A 16,600-nucleotide genomic window follows, 5' to 3' on the forward strand; every position below is an offset into this window, starting at 1 on the left:
CCAGCGACGTCAGTACATGGCAGCACATCTCGCGACTCGCGAATTGCGTCCGTTTCGAAGCCTCATGCCGGTGTTGACGGGAATCGCATACCGAGGTCCGCGTACTACCGCCGGAGAGGTTCAGGAAAAGTATTCATGATCCGTTCCTCGGCCGCCTCCCCACGGGTGGACCAGGGCACCCGGGCAGGCCCGCAGGCCCCGCACGAAGCGGGCCGGCCCCTCGTTCCCACCTATACTGCATCGATGGCCGAGAAACCGTTGCGGAGTTCGACCGCCCCGGAAACCCTCCTCGCACTGCCCTTCACCGGCCGGTGGCTGGCCCGGAACAGTCCGGCCCGGCGGGTTCCCAGCCACGGTGTCGACCTGCTGGGCGAGCGCTACGCCATCGACTTCATCGGCGTGGACGACCGGCGGCGGACCGCCGACCGCCGGGACTGGCGGACCTTCCTGGCCACCGAGCCCCCCGAGCGCTTCATCGCCTTCGGCCGGTCCCTGCTGGCGCCGGCCGACGGGGTCGTGGTGGACGTGCACGACGGCGAGGTCGACCACGAGGGACGACGGTCGCAGCTCGCCCTGGTGCCGTACGTGCTCGGCCAGGCCGGGCGGCTCCGGCAGGGGGTCGGCGCCGTCGCCGGCAACCACATCGTCATCGAGCTGCCCGGCGGCGCCACGTTCGTCGCCCTCGCCCACCTGCGGGCCGGCTCGATGCGGGTGGCGGTCGGCGACCGGGTCACCACCGGCCAGCCGATCGCGGAGTGCGGCAACTCCGGCAACTCCACCCAGCCGCACGTGCACATCCAGGTGATGGACAGCCGCGACCTCTCCGTGGCGCAGGGCCTGCCGATGGCGTTCCGCAGCTACCGGGAATGGCCACGGGGCGCCCGCGAGCCGCAGGTCAGGCAGGCCGGCATCCCGGCCGAGGAGGCCGTCGTCGAGCCGCTGCCGGTCGGCGCCGGCGACGCCGCCCCCTGACCCGGACGCGGAGCCGCCCCGGCGCCACCCGAATCGACGGGCGGCACCGGGGCGGGACCGGTGGGGCACTAGCCGGCCGACACCTCCTCGCGGGCGACCAGTCGGCCGGTCCCGCTCAGCGAGGCCAGGTCGATGTCGGCGACACAGCGGACCGGCACGAAGTCCAGGGTGAGCGTCCCCTCGACGTGCACGGTGCCGGTGCCGGCGGCGAAGTCGGCCCGGCCGAGGTCGGTGGCCGCCTCGTCCACCCGGACGCCCAGGTCGGTGCCGCCCCGGGTGTCCGGGAACCTGACGAAGACGTACCCGATGTCGGTGAGCCGTCGGTGCAGCTCGGACAGGGACGGGTCGGGGCCGCCGACGACGACGGGCCGGTCCTCGGCGGAGAGCCGCTGCACGAGATCGTTCATGGGATGTTCCTCCAGATCAGCTACGGGACGGGGACGACTTCGTCGGACGCGGTGGTCACCTCGTCGGCGACCGGCTGCGGCCTGCGCGGCCACCAGTTGCGCTCGCCGACCTTCACCGCGATGGCCGGCACCAGCAGGGTCCGGATCACGAAGGTGTCCAGCAGCAGGCCGACGACGATGGCGAAGCCCATCTCGACGTACGACTTGATGCCGGAGAAGAGCAGCGGCGTGAACGTGCCGGCCAGGATGATGCCGCACGACGTGATCACCGAGCCGGTGCTGGCGAGGGCCTTGCGGACCGCCTCCCGGGTCGGCTGCCGGCCGTTGCGGTACTCCTCCTTGACCCGGGTCATCAGGAAGATGCTGTAGTCGATGCCGAGCGCAACCAGGATGACGAACGCTGCCACCGGGGCGTCGATCCAGAGCCCCGAGTAGCCGAAGCCGTACTGGAAGGTCGCCACGGTCAGGCCCATCGTCGCCGCGTACGCCACCACGATCGTCGCCGCCATGTAGAGCGGCGCCACCAGGCTGCGCAGCAGCAGCGCCAGGATGAGCAGGATGCCGATCAGCACGACGGTGGCGATGAGCAGGAAGTCACGCTTCTGGGTCGCCAGGTTGTCCCGCACCTCCGCGGTGACGCCGCCGACGTACGCCGTCGAGCCCGCCAGGTCCGTGCCGCGCAGCGACTGCCGCAGGGTCTCCCGCATCTCGGTCACCGTGTCCATCGCCCGCTGCGAGTACGGGTCGTCGGCCAGCATGGCGCTGAGGCTGACGCTGGTCCCGTCGGCGGAGAAGCCGGGGCCGGTCGACCGGTCGGGCGTGGTCACCGAGCTCACCCCGGGCAGCGCGTCGAGGTCGCCGCCCACCTTCCGCAGGGTGGCGAGCCTGGCGTCGTCCCAGCCGGGCCGCTCGGACTCGATGATGATCGACACCGCGTTCTCCGCGCCGGCCGCCTCGCCGTAGTGCTCCCGCTGCACGGTGAGGCCCTGGTACGAGTCGGTCGAGGTGGGCAGCAGCGCCCGCAGCTCGTTGTTGTCGAACCGGAAGCCCGCCAGCAGGCCGATGAACGGGATCAGCGCGATCAGGGTGATCGCGATGAACCGGTTGGGTCGGCTGGTGACCGCGCCGGCGATCCGCTCCCAGATCCCCACCCTCGCGGCCCGGCCGTCGGCGCCCTGCCGCAGCCGCTTCGCGCGCACCTTCGCCGGCTGGAACGGCCAGAACACCTTCTCCCCGAGGATCGCCATCGCGGCCGGGATCAGCGTCATGATCACCAGGAACTCGATGGCCACCGCGATGGCCAGCGGCGGGCCGATGCCCTTGAAGTTGGCGTCGGTCGCGAAGAACATCGCCCCGAAGGCCACGATCACCGCGCAGGCGCTGGAGAAGATCGCCTCACCGCCGTTGGTGACGGCGCTGCGCAGCGCGTCCAGCTTGTCCCGGCCGTCGAGCAGGTTGTCCCGGAAGCGGGAGAACATCAGCAGCGAGTGGTCGGTGCCGAGCCCGAAGAGCACGATGATCAGGAAGACCAGCGCGTTGGGTGAGACCGGCAGCCCCGCGTCCGCGGCGATGCCGAGCACCCCCTGCGAGATGGTCAGGGCGAGCACCACGGAGATCAGCGGGAAGATCGCGGCGACCGGTGACCGGTAGATGACCAGCAGGACCACCAGGATGAAGACCAGGGTCATCACCAGCGTCCGGTTGAGGCTCTCCTCCTGGAGGGTGATCACGTCACCCCAGATGGCGTTGCCGCCGGTGAGGTGCACGTCGAGTCCCGCCGGGGCGGCCGGGGCGCCGTCCCGCTCGGCCGTGTCCGCGGAGAGGTGGTTCCGGATCCGCGGGATGACCTCCTTGGTCTGGTTCAGCCACTCGTTGTTGTCGTCGGTGGCGTACGTCATGTCGAGGTTCAACTCGACCAGCGCCGCCTTCCCGTCCGTGCTGAGCAGCGCCCGACCGTTCTGCGGATCCGAGAACGGGGAGACCGTCGACTCCAGCCGGATGTCGTCCCGCCGGGTGCTGAGGAACTGCTCCAGCGCCTTTCCGTACTCCTGGTCCGCGGTGGTCAGGCCGCTGTCCCGGAACAGCGTCACGGTGACCTGGTTGTTCATCACCTCCTGCACGTCCGGGAACTTCTCGGCGATCAGCTCGCTGGCCTTGAACGCCTCCAGGCTCGACCGGGACCGGGATTCCTGCTGGCTGGTGTTCGCTTCCTCCTGGAGGTTGGGAGCGACCTGCACGAGGACCGCGGCAAGGATGATCCAGAACACGACCGACAGCCAGCGGCCGGCGATGATGGCGCGGCTAGCCTTCAGGAACAACGTCTTCTCTCTCCTGTCTCGTGCGCCCGGCGGGCCTTCGTCCGCCGGGCGCCTCAGGGTTTCCCCTCCACTTCGGCGGCCCTACGCCCCCGCAGCGGCGGACTCCTCCATCTGCCGGCGCAGGCTCAACGGGCGCATGTCGGTCCAGACCTCCCTGACGTAGGAGAGGCACTCCTCCTTGCTGCCGGACACCCCGGTCTCCTTCCATCCGGCCGGTACGGCCAGGAAGTCCGGCCACAGGGAGTACTGCTCCTCGTGGTTGACGAGGACCTTCACGCTCGCGTCGTCCATCGGAATCGCTCCTGTCTCGTGCGTCTCGGGTTGTCGGCCGCCGGTACGGCGTCAGGCGGTGGGTACGGCGGCGCCGCGGCGGTCCGCGCCCTCGTCGGCGAAGAGCCAGGGCGCCTCCTGGCGGCGCCGCTGCTCGTACGCCTGGATCTCGGCGCGGTGCGACAGCGTCCAGTCGATGCTGTCCAGGCCCTGGAGCAGGGCCTCCTTCTTGAAGGCGTCCACCTCGAAGCGGAACGCCCGACCGTCCGGCAGGGTGATCGTCTGGGCCGGCAGGTCGACGTGCAGCCGGCACTGCTCCTGGGCGCTGACGGTGGCCAGGATGTCGTCCACGATGGACGGCTCCAGCACGACCGGCAGGATGCTGCTGTTGAAGCAGTTGTTGTAGAAGATGTCGGCGAAGCTGGGCGCGATGATGCAGCGGAAGCCGAACTCGCGCAGCGACCAGGGCGCGTGCTCCCGGGAGGAGCCGCAGCCGAAGTTCGGGCCGGCGACCAGGATCGTCGCACCGGCGTATGCCGGCTGGTTCAGCTCGAACTCCGGGTTCGGACCCTGGCCGTCGCCCAGGTAGCGCCAGTTGGCGAAGAGGGCGTCGGCGAAGCCGGTCCGCCGGATGGTCTTCAGGAACCGCGCCGGGACGATGTCATCGGTGTTGACGTTGGAGCGGGGCAGCGGTGCGGCGACGCCGGTGTGCGTTACGAACTTCTCCATGGGGAGCGGTCACCTTCCTCAGAGGTTGCGGACGTCGACGAAGTGGCCCGCGATCGCGGCGCCGGCGGCCATGGCCGGGCTGACCAGGTGGGTACGCCCACCGCGCCCCTGCCGGCCCTCGAAGTTGCGGTTGCTCGTCGAGGCGCACCGCTCCCCCGGGGCGAGCCGGTCGCCGTTCATGGCGATGCACATGCTGCAACCCGCCTCGCGCCACTCGAAGCCGGCCGTCCGGAACACCTCGGCCAGTCCCTCCGCCTCGGCCTGCCGGCTCACCGACATCGAGCCCGGTACGACGATGGCCCGCACGTTCGGCGCGACCTGTCGGCCGGAGGCGACCGCGGCGGCCTCCCGCAGGTCCTCCACCCGGGAGTTGGTGCAGGAGCCGATGAAGACGGTCTGCACCTCGATGTCCTCGATCTTCTGACCGGGGGTGAGACCCATGTAGTCCAGCGCCCGCTGGTAGGCGTCCCGGGTGACGTCGTCGCTCTGCGCGGCCGGGTCGGGCACCACCCCGTTGATGTCGGCCACCATGCCCGGGTCGGTGCCCCAGGTGATCTGCGGGACGAGGTCGTCGACGGTGATGTCCAGGACCGCGTCGAAGTGCGCGCCCGGGTCGCTGGCCAGTTCCCGCCACTGCGCCGCGGCCAGCTCGAACAGCTCGCCCTGCGGGGCGTACCTGCGGCCCCTGACGTACTCGATGGTCACCTCGTCGGGGGCGACCATGCCGGCGCGGGCCCCGGCCTCGATGGCCATGTTGCACAGCGTCATCCGACCCTCGACCGTCAGGGACCGGACGGCGGAGCCGCTGAACTCGATGACGTGGTGCGAGCCGACGTTGGTGCCGAACTTTCGGATCACCGCCAGCGCGACGTCCTTGGCGGTGACGCCCGGCGCCAGGGTCCCCTCGATCCGGACGTTCATCGTCTTCGGCTTCTGCTGGAGCAGGCACTGGGTGGCCAGCACGTGCTCCACCTCGCTGGTGCCGATGCCGATGGCGAAGATGCCCAGCGCGCCGTGCGTGGAGGTGTGCGAGTCACCGCAGACCACCGTCATGCCGGGCAGCGAGAGACCCAGCTCCGGGCCGATGACGTGGACGATGCCCTGGAACTGGTCGGTCATGTCGAACAGCGTCACGCCGAAGTCGCGGGCGTTGTCCTCCATCGTCTCGATGCAGGTCACGCTGGCGGCGTCGACCACGTCGAGCATCCGCCGGCCGGGCGTGGTGGGCACGTTGTGGTCGAGCACGGCGATCGTGGCGTCGGTGCGGTGCACCGGCAGCTCCCGGGCCCGCAGACCGGCGAAGGCCTGCGGTGACGTCGCCTCGTGGGTGAGATGCCGGTCGATGTAGATCACCGGAACCTCGCCCGGCTCGTCGCGGACCACGTGCGCGTCCCAGATCTTGTCGAACATGGTGCGTGGACTCATGGCGCCTCTCCAATCGGGGGGACGGCAGGGGCATTCCTGCGCGGGGTACGACTCAGGACTGGGCAAACCAGGCCTCCAGCTCCTCGCCCTCGAGCTCGCGGCCCTCGCTCTTGGCGTACGCGAGGATCTGCTCGACCCGCTCGGCGGTGAGCTTCTCCGGGTCCCGGCCGCTCTGCAGGCAGGCGAGCTTCACCGAGCTGGTGCCGCTCCACTGGCTGACCCCGACCGAGTAGGTGCCGCCGACGGCGGCCGGGTCGACGGCCGAGTAGACGACCCGGGCCATCTCGCGCAGCTTCTGCTCCAGCGGGAAGTCCCCGGCCTTGCGCGCGTTGTCGGCCAGGGCGTTGGCCTTGAGGATGGCGTCGGTGTGGATGCCGGAGCTGGTGTAGCTGTACCGCTTGCCGAGCACGCCGTGGTCGGCGGTCGGGACGTCGACCATCTCCTGGTAGAACGAGATCAGGCCGAGCAGCTCGGTCATGTTCCAGGAGACCGGGTGGCCGCCCTCGGCCTGGATGGCGGCCAGGTTGAGCACCACCTCCTCCAGCGAGGCGTTGCCCGACCGCTCACCGACCCCGCGGGACACCACGTGGATCCGGTTGGCGCCGGCGGCGATCGCCATCATCGCGTTGCCCAGGGCGTTGCCGGTGTCGCGGTGCCCGTGCCAGTCCAGCTTCATGTCCGGGGTGCCGAGCTCGTCGAGGAGCTGCCGGATGAAGCTGCACAGCCGGTACGCGCCGACCGGCCGGGCGATGCCGATGGTGTCGGCGACCGCCACCCGGTAGGCGCCGTTCTCCACCTGGACCCGGGTGATGGCGCGGACGTCCGCCGGGGCGGTCTGGGTGGTGTGCTCGGTGCCGCCGATGACCGGGATGCCCAGGGCGACGGTCTCGGAGATGGTGGCCTCCATCCGGCGCAGGATGAAGTCCATGTCCCAGCCCTGCACCATCCGGCGGACCGGGGAGCTGCCCATGAAGACCACCGACTCCAGCGCCGGGTGGATCTCCCGGCACTCGGCGGTCCACTTCAGCGACGCGGGCGTGCAGACCGAGAGCACCGAGGGGACGATGTTCGGGAAGTGCTCGGCCATGCCGGCGAGCAGCTCCTTCATCGTCGCGTCGAGGGTGCCGGCGCCGGTGTGGATGCCGACCGTGGCGGACCGGACGCCGAAGGCGTCCAGCAGCTCGACGTACTTCAGCATGGCGTCGATGTCCGGGTACCGGCTGACGCCCTGGAGGCCGTCGCGCAGGCACTCGGAGAGCACCTCCGCGTTCGCGGCCTGCTCCGGGGTCGGCTCGGCGGGCAGGGTACGCGGCAGCGGGGAGAGCGGGTCCGGCTCGCTGTTCCAGTTGAAGTCGACCGGGACGTCGGTGTCGCCCGTCCGCGTCGCCGCGGCACCGTTGGACGTCGTTCCAGTTGTCATTGGAACCTCCTGTAGTGAAGCGATTCGCTTGGCTTTTCGAGGAAGGGCGGGATCAGTCGGAGGCGACCGGCAGGATGCCGACGGAGAAGCGGACGTAGTCGTCGGAGTAGCCGAACGTCGACCCGGGGATCCCCGCGATGCCGGTCTTCTCGAGTACGGAGAAGCAGTCCTCCCCCGCCCGCAGCCGGCACCAGGTGTAGATCGTGGCGTCGTCGTCGAGATAGATGTGCTCGAAGAGGTGGAACTCGTCGTCCAGCCGGTGCAGCTGGGCCCGCAGTTGCGTGCGGCGCAGCGCGTACAGCCGGCGGATCTTGTCGACCAGGTGCGGGTTGTCCCGGAAGAGCCGGTGGTACGCCATGAAGCGCAGCTGCCACTCGCCGGGCATCGACGCGATGCTGTTGATCCAGCTGCCGACCATGCCGGCGGCGAACGCGGCGCTGCCGAAGGTGACCCAGCCGAAGCGCTCACCGGTGAGGGTGTGCGTCTTGGACAGGCTGCTGATCAGGATGAGCTGGTCACTCAGGTCGGTGGCGGAGGCCAGCGCCCGCATCCGGGCGTCGTCGGCGGCCGGGTCGCCGGTGCCGACGTACGCCAGGTCGGCCATCAGGCGCACCACCCGGCCCTGCCGCCGGTGCCGGCGCAGCACCTCCAGCAGGTCGAGCAGCTCGTCCGGCCGGTAGGCGAAGGTCGCCGGGTTGTTGGTGACCATCAGGTAGACCACGCCGATCCCCGGGTCGGCGTCGAGCGCCTCGGCCAGCTGCGCCGCGGTCAGGTTGAACCGGTCCTCGGGGCCGGTGGGCACCCGGTGCACCCGGTACCCGTTGGCCACGGCCTGCCCCTCCAGCACGTTGAAGCCGGGCGTCGACATCAGCACCGCCCCGACCGGCCGGCCGTCCAGCCGGGCGAGCGCGCCCAGGCCGCGCAGGACCTTGTCCATGCAGTCGGTGGCGCCCAGCCCGAGCGCGACGTTGTCGGCGGTGACCGGCAGGCCCCACTGCCGCATGTCCTCGGCGAGCCAGCCGCGCAGCACCGGGTTGCCGATGCTGGCCAGGTCGTAGCTGCGGGCGTCGAACCCGGCCCGCATCACCTCCCGCTCGGCCGTCAGCATCTCCTCGCGCAGCCAGCGGTACACCGCTCCGGTCGCCACGTGCCCCGACAGCTCCTCGCCCGGCAGCGCCACCCCCAGCTCGTCGGCGAGCCGGCGGTAGTCGCCGGGGCCGCCCGGCTCGCCCTCGCACTCGGTGACCAGCCGGACGTTGACGTCGCCGATGGTCCGGTTGACGATCTCCAGCCGGACGGCGGCCGGGTCCAGCCGACGGTCGGCGCACTCGTGCTCCAGCGCCTGCACGATGGAGGCCATCAGCCGGATCGGCGGCTCGTTGGTGGTCTGCAACCGGGCCCGGTACCGGGCCACCAGCTCTTGGCGGACCTCGCGGACGAGCCGCCGCTGGTCGGCCAGCCGGGTCGAACCCGTCATCTCTCTCTGCAGCACCATCGGGAAGGAACCTCCATCGCGGATCGGGAGCGCACGACCGGGACCGGCCGACCTCATGGCCGGCGTACGGCGGTGGCGATCCGCTTGCCCAGCTCGCGGGTGCCGACGAGCTTCGCCCCGTCCTCGGAGATGTCGACCGTGCGGAAGCCGTCGGCGAGCACCTCCTCGACCGCGGCCTCCACCGCGGCGGCCTCCTCGGGCAGGCCCAGCGAGTGGCGCAGCAGCATGGCGGCGGAGAGGACGGCCCCGATCGGGTTGGCCCGGTCCTGCCCCTCGATGTCCGGCGCGGAGCCGTGGATCGGCTCGTAGAGGCCGAAGACCCCGGCCTCGGTCCGGCGTACGCCGAGGCTGGCCGAGGGGATCATGCCGATCGAGCCGGTCAGCATCGCCGCCTCGTCGGTGAGGATGTCGCCGAACAGGTTCTCGGTCACCACGACGTCGAACCGGGCCGGGTCGCGCAGCAGGAACATGGCGGCGGCGTCGACCAGGATGTGCTCGTACTCGACGCCCGGGTAGTCGGGGGCGATCCGGTCGACGATCCGCCGCCAGAGGATCGAGGAGCTGAGCACGTTCGCCTTGTCGACCGAGGTGATCTTTCCGCGGCGGGCGGCGGCGATGTCGAAGGCGGCCCGGACCACCCGCTCGATCTCCTGCTCGGTGTAGAGCAGGGTGTCGACCGCCTCCTCGCCGCGTTCGGTGCGGCGGATCTCGCTGGGCTTGCCGGGGATCGCCGCGTCCAGGTGCCCGTAGTAGAGGCCGGCCGACAGCTCCCGGACGAAGATCAGGTCGGTGCCGTCCAGGTACTCCGGCTTCAGCGGCGAGGCGTGGTAGAGGCTGCGCGACGGCCGGATCGGGCGCAGGTTGGCGAAGAACTGGAAGTCCTTGCGCAGCCGGAACAGCGCCTGCTCGGGGCGTACCGTGGCGTTCTTCCGCTGCTCGGCCGGGAGGCTGCCGATGGCGCCGAAGAGGATGGCGTCGCTGCCGGCGCAGAGGTCGAAGGTCTCGTCGGAGATGGCCACCCCCTCCTCGGCGATGGCGGCGAGCCCGGCCAGCCGGCGGTGCACGGTGAAGTCGTGCCGGTACAGGTCCGCGACCGTGAGCAGCACCTCGAGGGCCTGCTCGGTGACCTCGGGGCCGACGCCGTCGCCGGGCAGTACGGTGATCGTGCGGTGTGCCATGTGATGTCAGCCTTTCCGGGCGGCGAGGGCGAGCAGGCGGTTGACCAGGGTTCCGCGCCAGGTGATCATGTCGTGACCGCCGGAGTACTCCGAGTAGTCGACCTCGTAGCCCTTCTCCAGCAGCACGTCGCGCAGCTTCCGGTTGGTGGCGAGCTGGTCGAACTCGACGATCGCGGCCTCCAGCGAGCCGACCTCCATCGAGAACCGGATGGGCAGCTTCGGGCTCTGCGCGAACTGCCGGGTCAGCCACTCCATCTCGGTCTCCGGCGTCTCCCGCTCCGGCCACCAGAACGAGCCGGACTGCGAGATCACGTTGCCGAAGATCCCCGGCAGCTTGTAGGCCACGTACGCCGCCGCCAGCCCGCCGAAGCAGGAGCCGCCCACGTACGTCTGCGCCGGGTCGTCGGTGACCCGGTAGTTCTCCCGCAGGAACGGGATCAGCTCCCGGGCCAGGAAGTCCGCGAACGGCTCGTGGCAGGTCAGCTCCCGGGCGCGTACCGCCTGGTCGGTGTTGCTGTGCATGACCAGCACGAACGGCGGGATCCGCTTGGCGTAGAGGAGGTTGTCCAACACCGTCGGGGTGGCCGCGAAGTTGAAGTACGCCCACCCGTCGAAGAGGACGAAGAGCGGGTACTCCTCGGCGCTCTCCGGGTCGTAGCCGGGCGGCGTGTGCACGGTGAGGTGGTGCTGGGTGCCGAGGATCTCGCTGTCCAGCAGGTGCATGTGGTTCCTGCCCTTGGGCACCCCGCGCCGGGCGATGTTCCACGGCTGCTTCGGCGCCTGCGGCAGTTCCAGCACCGACACCACCAGGTCGTCCAGGATGGTGACCTCGCGCGGGTTGAGCGGGTCCGGCCGGTAGCCGGGGATCCGGGCCAGCACCTCGGCGTACGTCCCGTACGGCTCCAGCGAGTCGTTGACCGAGAGCAGGTAGGTGGTCCGCAGGTCGGACGGGAGGACGTAGGTCTTGAACCAGAGGTCCGTCCCCGGCAGCCGCTCCATCAGGATCTCGTCGAACCCGTTCTGCGTCGGCGCGCTGTAGAAGAGCACCAGGACGTTGCGGGTGTCGCCGGGATCGCGCCACAGGAAGGTGACCAGCGTCTTCGACTCGTCGTCCGGCATCGGCTCCATCAGCGGGGCGCCGTCGGCGGCGACGGTCTTCCAGAAGGTCTCCAACGCGGTGTCGTCGCCCGCCTCGACCGCCGCGGCGAGCTGCACGATCCGCTGGTCGGTGTGGGACCTGGTGGGAACGATCATCGGGTTCTCCTCACGCCGGTCGGGCGGGTGGTCGGGGTCGGACGGTGGGCCGGGACCCGGTCAGAGCAGGAACAGTTCGTCGGCATCCAGCTCCTCCCCCTCCTCGTCGGCCAGGGTGTCGTCGATGACCTGCGCGAGGGCGGCCAGCGTCCGGTTCTGGAAGACCATCGGGAGCATCAGCGAGACGTCCCAGGTGTTCTGCACCTCGGTGGCCAGCGACGCCACCAGCAGCGAGTGGCCGCCGAGGGCGAAGAAGTCGTCGTGGACGCCGATCCGCTCGACGTTCAGCAGCCGCATCCAGATCTCGGCGAGCTGCCGCTCGGTCTCGGTGCGCGGGGCGACGAACCGTTCCTGCGCCTGACGCACGATCGAGTCCAGCGACGGCAGCGCCTTGCGGTCCACCTTGCCGTTGGGGCTGAGCGGGAACTCCGCCAGCGGCACGAAGTACGTCGGGATCATGTACTCGGGAAGCTGCTGCCCGAGGTGGTCCCGCAGCTCGTCGACGGTGGCCGAGCCGCCCTCGTCGAGGGTGTAGAAGGCGGCCAGCCGCTTGTCGGCGGCGGCGACCTCGTGCACGGTCAGCAGGCAGGACTGGACCGCCGGGTGCTGGGCGAGCACCGCCTCGATCTCGCCGACCTCGATCCGGTGACCACGGATCTTGATCTGGTGGTCCTTGCGGCCGGCGTACTCGATCACCCCGTCCGGCCGCTGCCGGGCCAGGTCGCCGGTGGCGTAGAGCCGGCCGGGGCCGAACGGGTTCGCCACGAAGTGCTCCGCGGTCAGCTCCGGCCGGCCCAGGTAGCCGCGGGCCAGCTGGACGCCGCCGATGAACAGCTCACCGACCACCCCGTCGGGCACCGGCGCCATCGCCGGGTTGAGGACGTAGAGCTGGGTGTTGGCGACCGGCCGGCCGATCGGCACGGTGGTCGCGCCCTCGACAGTCCGGCACTCCCAGAAGCTGACGTCCACCGAGGCCTCCGTCGGCCCGTACAGGTTGTGCAGGCGTACGCCGGGCAGCTGGCGCAGGAACCGGTCCTGGAGGTCCAGCGGCAGCGCCTCGCCGCTGCACACCACGTGCCGGACCCCGTGGCAGTGCTCGGCGACCCCCGGCTGCTCCAGGAACGCCTGGAGCATCGACGGCACGAAGTGCAGGACGCCGATCCCCTGCCGGTCGATCGTCTCGGCCAGGTAGCCGGGGTCGCGGTGCCCCTCGGGGCGGGCCACGTGCAGCTGGGCGCCGACGATCAGCGGCCAGAAGAACTCCCACACCGAGACGTCGAAGCTGAACGGCGTCTTCTGGAGCACCCGGTCGCCGTCGCGCAGGTCGTATTGGTCCTGCATCCAGAGCAGCCGGTTGCGGATGCCCCGGTGCGACAGCATCGCGCCCTTGGGCTTGCCGGTCGAGCCGGAGGTGTAGATGACGTACGCCAGGTTGTCCGCGCGTACCCCGCCGGTCACCGGCTCGGTGCTCTCACCGAGCCAGGTGACGCCCGGGCCGGCCAGGTCGAGCAGCGGCACGCCGCTGTCGGTGGCCTCGACCCGGTCCCGGGTCGTCGGCTGCACCAGAATCGCCTGGATCCGCGCGTCGGCGACCATGAAGCCCATCCGGTCGGCCGGGTGCTCCGGGTCCAGCGGCACGTACGCGCCGCCGGCCTTGAGGATGGCGACCAGACCGACGACCAGTTCCAGGGACCGCTCGGCGCAGATGCCGACCCGGGACTCCGGCCCCACCCCGGCCGCGCGCAGGGCCCGGGCGAGCTGGTTCGTCCGCCGGTCCAGCTCCGCGTAGCTGACCTGCTGGTCTTCGTAGGACAGCACGATCCGGTCGGGGTGCTGCCGGGCCTGCTCCTCGAAGAGCTCGTGCAGGGTGCCCGGCTCCAGCAGCCGCTCGTCGCGGGTGGCGTTCCACTCCTCGATCCGCCGGCCGCGCTCCGCCGCGCCGAGCAGCGGCAGTTCGGCGACCGGGGTGGCGGGGGCGGTGAGCGCCCCGGCGATCAGGGTCTCGAAGTGCCCGGCCATCCGGGCGATCGTCGGCGCCTCGAACAGGTCGGTGCTGTACTCGAAGGTGTACTGGAGCGCGCCGTCCTTCTCCTGGAGGCTGAGCCCCACGTCGAACTTGGCGACCCCCATGCCGTCGTTGGTGACGTCCTGGATCCAGCCCGGCTCCTGCTCCTCGGGGAGCTTCTCGAAGATCTTGTCCAGGCCGGTGAACATCACCTGGAAGATCGGGCTGTGGCTGGAGCTGCGCTCCGGCTTCAGCTCCTCGACGATCCGCTCGAAGGGGATCTCCTGGTGGCTCTGGGCCTCCAGCAGCTTCCAGCGGACCTGCCGCAGCACCTCGCCGAACTCCGGGTTGCCGGTGAAGTCGACGCAGAGCGCCACCGTGTTGACCAGGAAGCCGATCAGCGGTTCGGTCTCGATCCGGTTCCGGTTGGCGATCGGCACGCCGATGACCACCTGCTGCTGCCCGCTGTAGTGCGCCAGCAGCGCGGCGAAGGCGCTCAGCACGGTGATGAACTGGGTGGTCCGGTTGTCCACGCTGACCTGGCGTACCTGGTGGGTCACCTCGGGCGAGAGCGTGCCGGTGTGGGTGCTGCCCCGGAACGTCTGCACCGCCGGCCGTGGCTTGTCCAGCGGCAGCGTGATCAGCCCCGGCGCGTCGGCCAGCTGCTCCTTCCAGTAGTCGAGGTGCGGGCGCAGCCGCTCCTCCTCCAGCCACTGCTGCTGCCAGACGGCGTAGTCGGCGTACTGCACGGCCAGCTCGGGCAGCGGCGACGGCTCGCCAGCCACGGTGGCCCGGTAGAGCTGGCGCAGCTCCCGGTTGAACAGCCGGATCGAGTACCCGTCGACCACGGTGTGGTGGGCGCCGAACGCCAGCACCGCCTCGGTGTCGGAGAAGCGGATCAGCAGCGTACGCAGCAGCGGGCCGGCGCCAAGGTCCAGCGGCTGGCCCCACCAGTCGAAAACCAGCCGCTTCGCCGCCTCCTGCCGCTGCTCCGGCGGGGTGGCCGAGAGGTCGGTCTCGGTCAGCGCCACCTCCGGCTCGTCGGCGACGACCTGCCAGACCCGGTTGTCCCGGTGGTGGAACGTGGTGCGCAGGGTCTCGTGCCGGACGATCAGAGCGTGCAGGGCCCGCTCCAGGGCCGACCGGTCCAGCTCCGCCGGCCAGTGCAGCAGCCAGCCGACGGTGTAGAAGGCGCTGTTCGGGTTGAGCCGGTCCATGAACCAGAGCCGCTGCTGGTCGAAGGTGGCCGGCAGCGCCCCGTCCCGGGGCACCGGCACCAGCGGCGCCACCGGGTGGGCCTGCTGGCCCTGCTGGACGCCCTCCAGCTCCACCGCCACCTGGGCGATGGTCGGCTTCTCGAAGATCACCCGGACCGGCACCTCGACGCCGAAGGTGTGCCGGATGCGGGCGACCACCTGGACGGCGAGCAGCGAGTGACCGCCGAGGGTGAAGAAGTCGTCGAAGATGCCGATCGGCGCGCGGCCCAGCACCTGCTCGAAGATCGTGGCCAGCAGGGCCTCGGTCCGGGTACGCGGCAGGGCGCCCTCGGCCAGCGGCGCGGCCGCCGCCTCCTCGGGCAGCGGCAGGGCCCGCCGGTTCAGCTTGCCGTTGCGGTTGAGCGGCAGCTGGTCCAGGCAGACGAAGGCGGACGGCACCATGTGCCGGGGCAGCGTCTCGCCCAGGTAGCCGCGCAGCTCGTCGGCCAGGTCGGCGGCCTCCCCCTCCGACTGCTCCGCCTCCGGCCGGGACTCCGGCTCCGGCTCGACGTACGCGACCAGTCGCTGGCCGGAGCCGTCCGGCAGGACCAGCACGGCGCAGGTGTGCACCCGCGGGTGCCGGACCAGGGCCGCCTCGATCTCGCCCAGCTCGATCCGGAAACCCCGGATCTTCACCTGGTGGTCGACCCGGCCGACGAACTCGATGTTCCCGTCCGGCAGCCAGCGCACCAGGTCACCGCTGCGGTAGAGCCGACTGCCCGGCTCGCCGTACGGGTTCGCCACGAAGTACTCGGCGGTCAGCTCCGGCCGGTTGAGGTAACCCCGGGTCACCCCGACCCCGCCGATGTACAGCTCCCCCGGCACCCCCACCGGCACCGGCTGGAGGTGCTCGTCCAGCACGTACGTCTCGACGTTGGTGATCGGCCGGCCCATGTGCAGCACGTCGAGGTGCTCGTCGACCGGCGTGCCGGTGGCGAAGATGGTGGTCTCCGTCGGGCCGTACACGTTGAAGAACGTGCGGCCCGGCGCCCACGTGCGGATCAGGTCCGCCGGGTACGCCTCGCCACCGACCACCAGGGTCCGCAGGTGCGGCACCCCCTGCGGCGGCAGGGTGGCCAGCGCGCCCGGGGTGAAGCTCAGGTTCTCGATCGCCCGCTCGACCAGCACGTCGTGCAGGTCCTGGCCGATCATGTGCACCCCCGGCCGAGGGATGTGCAGGGTGCCACCGACGAGCAGCGGCATCAGGATCTCCCAGACCGAGAAGTCGAAGGAGTACGACGCCACCTGCAACACCCGCTGCGGCCGGGCCAGACAGTCGTGCTCCTGCTGCCACGGCACCACGTGGTTGACGCAGCGGTGCGCCACCATCACGCCCTTCGGGCGGCCGGTCGAGCCGGAGGTGTAGATGATGTAGGCCAGGTTCTCCGGGGTCAGGTCGGGCGTCGCCGGCGCCCGCGTCGGCTCGCCGGCGAACACCGACGACCAGTCGGCGTCCAGCCGCAGCGTCGGTGAGATGTCGGCGAACTTCCCGGCCAGGTGCGACTGGGTCAGCACCAGCCGCAGCCCGGCGTCCTCCACCAGGAACGCCAGCCGGTCCGCCGGATAGCCCGGGTCCAGCGGCACGTACGCGCCACCGGCCTTGAGGATGCCGAGCAGGCCGACCAGCACCTCCACCGACCGTTCCAGGCAGAGCCCGACCAGCACGTCCGGCCCCACCCCGTGCGAGCGCAGGTGCTGTGCCACCTGGTTGGCCCGGGCGTCCAGCTCGCGGTAGCTGAGCTGCTCCTCGGCGTGCACCAGCGCCACCGCGTCCGGCGTCCGCGCCGCCTGCGCGGCGAAGAGCTCGTGCAGGTAGCCGGGCGCGTCGTGGCTGAGCGAGGCGACGTTCCAGCGGTGCAGGATCCGCCCCC

Annotated in this window: 11 protein-coding genes and 1 pseudogene; 1 reads left to right on the forward strand and 11 read right to left on the reverse strand. The window is 70.9% G+C overall.

Translation table 11 applies throughout. The features are described from left to right. The first annotated feature begins 243 nt into the window (after nucleotides 1–243). Entirely contained in the window at nucleotides 244–972 is a 729-nt protein-coding gene (locus tag GA0070564_RS04495) for a M23 family metallopeptidase (protein ID WP_091602824.1), read from the forward strand. Between the two features lie 68 nt (nucleotides 973–1,040). On the opposite strand, the gene GA0070564_RS04500 is transcribed toward GA0070564_RS04495, so the two are convergent. The 11 genes and pseudogenes from GA0070564_RS04500 to GA0070564_RS30435 all read right to left on the reverse strand — a co-directional run. After that, the gene (locus GA0070564_RS04500; protein WP_091602827.1) at nucleotides 1,041–1,379 is read right to left on the reverse strand and encodes a hypothetical protein; all 339 of its coding nucleotides are present in this window, start codon (nucleotides 1,377–1,379) and stop codon (nucleotides 1,041–1,043) included. A 20-nt stretch (nucleotides 1,380–1,399) separates the two neighbouring features. Then, a complete protein-coding gene (locus GA0070564_RS04505) occupies nucleotides 1,400–3,697 on the reverse strand; it encodes an MMPL family transporter (protein ID WP_091602831.1) in 2,298 nt (765 codons plus the stop codon). Between the two features lie 81 nt (nucleotides 3,698–3,778). Further along, a complete protein-coding gene (locus GA0070564_RS04510; RefSeq protein ID WP_091602833.1) occupies nucleotides 3,779–3,988 on the reverse strand; it encodes an MbtH family protein in 210 nt (69 codons plus the stop codon). A gap of 51 nt (nucleotides 3,989–4,039) precedes the next feature. Then, nucleotides 4,040–4,696 carry a 3-isopropylmalate dehydratase small subunit gene (gene leuD / locus GA0070564_RS04515; protein ID WP_091602835.1) on the reverse strand — a complete coding sequence of 219 codons (657 nt, stop codon included), beginning with the start codon at nucleotides 4,694–4,696 and terminating at the stop codon, nucleotides 4,040–4,042. Nucleotides 4,697–4,714: 18 nt separating this feature from the next. Further along, nucleotides 4,715–6,121 carry a 3-isopropylmalate dehydratase large subunit gene (leuC, locus tag GA0070564_RS04520; protein ID WP_091602838.1) on the reverse strand — a complete coding sequence of 469 codons (1,407 nt, stop codon included), beginning with the start codon at nucleotides 6,119–6,121 and terminating at the stop codon, nucleotides 4,715–4,717. A 52-nt stretch (nucleotides 6,122–6,173) separates the two neighbouring features. Beyond that, nucleotides 6,174–7,541 carry a hypothetical protein gene (locus GA0070564_RS04525; RefSeq protein WP_091602841.1) on the reverse strand — a complete coding sequence of 456 codons (1,368 nt, stop codon included), beginning with the start codon at nucleotides 7,539–7,541 and terminating at the stop codon, nucleotides 6,174–6,176. 52 nt (nucleotides 7,542–7,593) lie between these two features. Further along, entirely contained in the window at nucleotides 7,594–9,036 is a 1,443-nt protein-coding gene (locus GA0070564_RS04530; protein WP_091602843.1) for a pyridoxal phosphate-dependent aminotransferase, read from the reverse strand. A 53-nt stretch (nucleotides 9,037–9,089) separates the two neighbouring features. After that, the gene (gene leuB / locus GA0070564_RS04535; protein WP_091602846.1) at nucleotides 9,090–10,214 is read right to left on the reverse strand and encodes a 3-isopropylmalate dehydrogenase; all 1,125 of its coding nucleotides are present in this window, start codon (nucleotides 10,212–10,214) and stop codon (nucleotides 9,090–9,092) included. A 6-nt stretch (nucleotides 10,215–10,220) separates the two neighbouring features. After that, the gene (gene fes / locus GA0070564_RS04540; RefSeq protein ID WP_091602849.1) at nucleotides 10,221–11,468 is read right to left on the reverse strand and encodes an enterochelin esterase; all 1,248 of its coding nucleotides are present in this window, start codon (nucleotides 11,466–11,468) and stop codon (nucleotides 10,221–10,223) included. 60 nt (nucleotides 11,469–11,528) lie between these two features. Continuing rightward, nucleotides 11,529–15,107: an amino acid adenylation domain-containing protein gene (locus GA0070564_RS30430; RefSeq protein WP_425412424.1), complete on the reverse strand. Its 3,579-nt coding sequence runs from the start codon at nucleotides 15,105–15,107 to the stop codon at nucleotides 11,529–11,531. After that, nucleotides 15,087–16,496: pseudogene (locus GA0070564_RS30435) on the reverse strand (non-ribosomal peptide synthetase); the annotation flags it as partial. The pseudogene GA0070564_RS30435 and the gene GA0070564_RS30430, both read right to left, overlap by 21 nt. Nucleotides 16,497–16,600: the final 104 nt, after the last annotated feature.

This window comes from Micromonospora mirobrigensis, from assembly GCF_900091555.1.
GTDB classification, from domain to species: domain Bacteria; phylum Actinomycetota; class Actinomycetes; order Mycobacteriales; family Micromonosporaceae; genus Micromonospora; species Micromonospora mirobrigensis.

Excerpts from the sequence above, each read along its gene's own strand:
- leuB (WP_091602846.1), bottom strand. The coding sequence starts at position 10,214 with ATGGCACACCGCACGATCACCGTACTGCCCGGCGACGGCGTCGGCCCC.
- leuD (WP_091602835.1), bottom strand. The coding sequence starts at position 4,696 with ATGGAGAAGTTCGTAACGCACACCGGCGTCGCCGCACCGCTGCCCCGC.
- GA0070564_RS04500 (WP_091602827.1), bottom strand. The coding sequence starts at position 1,379 with ATGAACGATCTCGTGCAGCGGCTCTCCGCCGAGGACCGGCCCGTCGTC.
- GA0070564_RS04510 (WP_091602833.1), bottom strand. The coding sequence starts at position 3,988 with ATGGACGACGCGAGCGTGAAGGTCCTCGTCAACCACGAGGAGCAGTAC.
- fes (WP_091602849.1), bottom strand. The coding sequence starts at position 11,468 with ATGATCGTTCCCACCAGGTCCCACACCGACCAGCGGATCGTGCAGCTC.
- GA0070564_RS04530 (WP_091602843.1), bottom strand. The coding sequence starts at position 9,036 with ATGGTGCTGCAGAGAGAGATGACGGGTTCGACCCGGCTGGCCGACCAG.
- GA0070564_RS04495 (WP_091602824.1), top strand. The coding sequence starts at position 244 with ATGGCCGAGAAACCGTTGCGGAGTTCGACCGCCCCGGAAACCCTCCTC.
- GA0070564_RS04525 (WP_091602841.1), bottom strand. The coding sequence starts at position 7,541 with ATGACAACTGGAACGACGTCCAACGGTGCCGCGGCGACGCGGACGGGC.
- leuC (WP_091602838.1), bottom strand. The coding sequence starts at position 6,121 with ATGAGTCCACGCACCATGTTCGACAAGATCTGGGACGCGCACGTGGTC.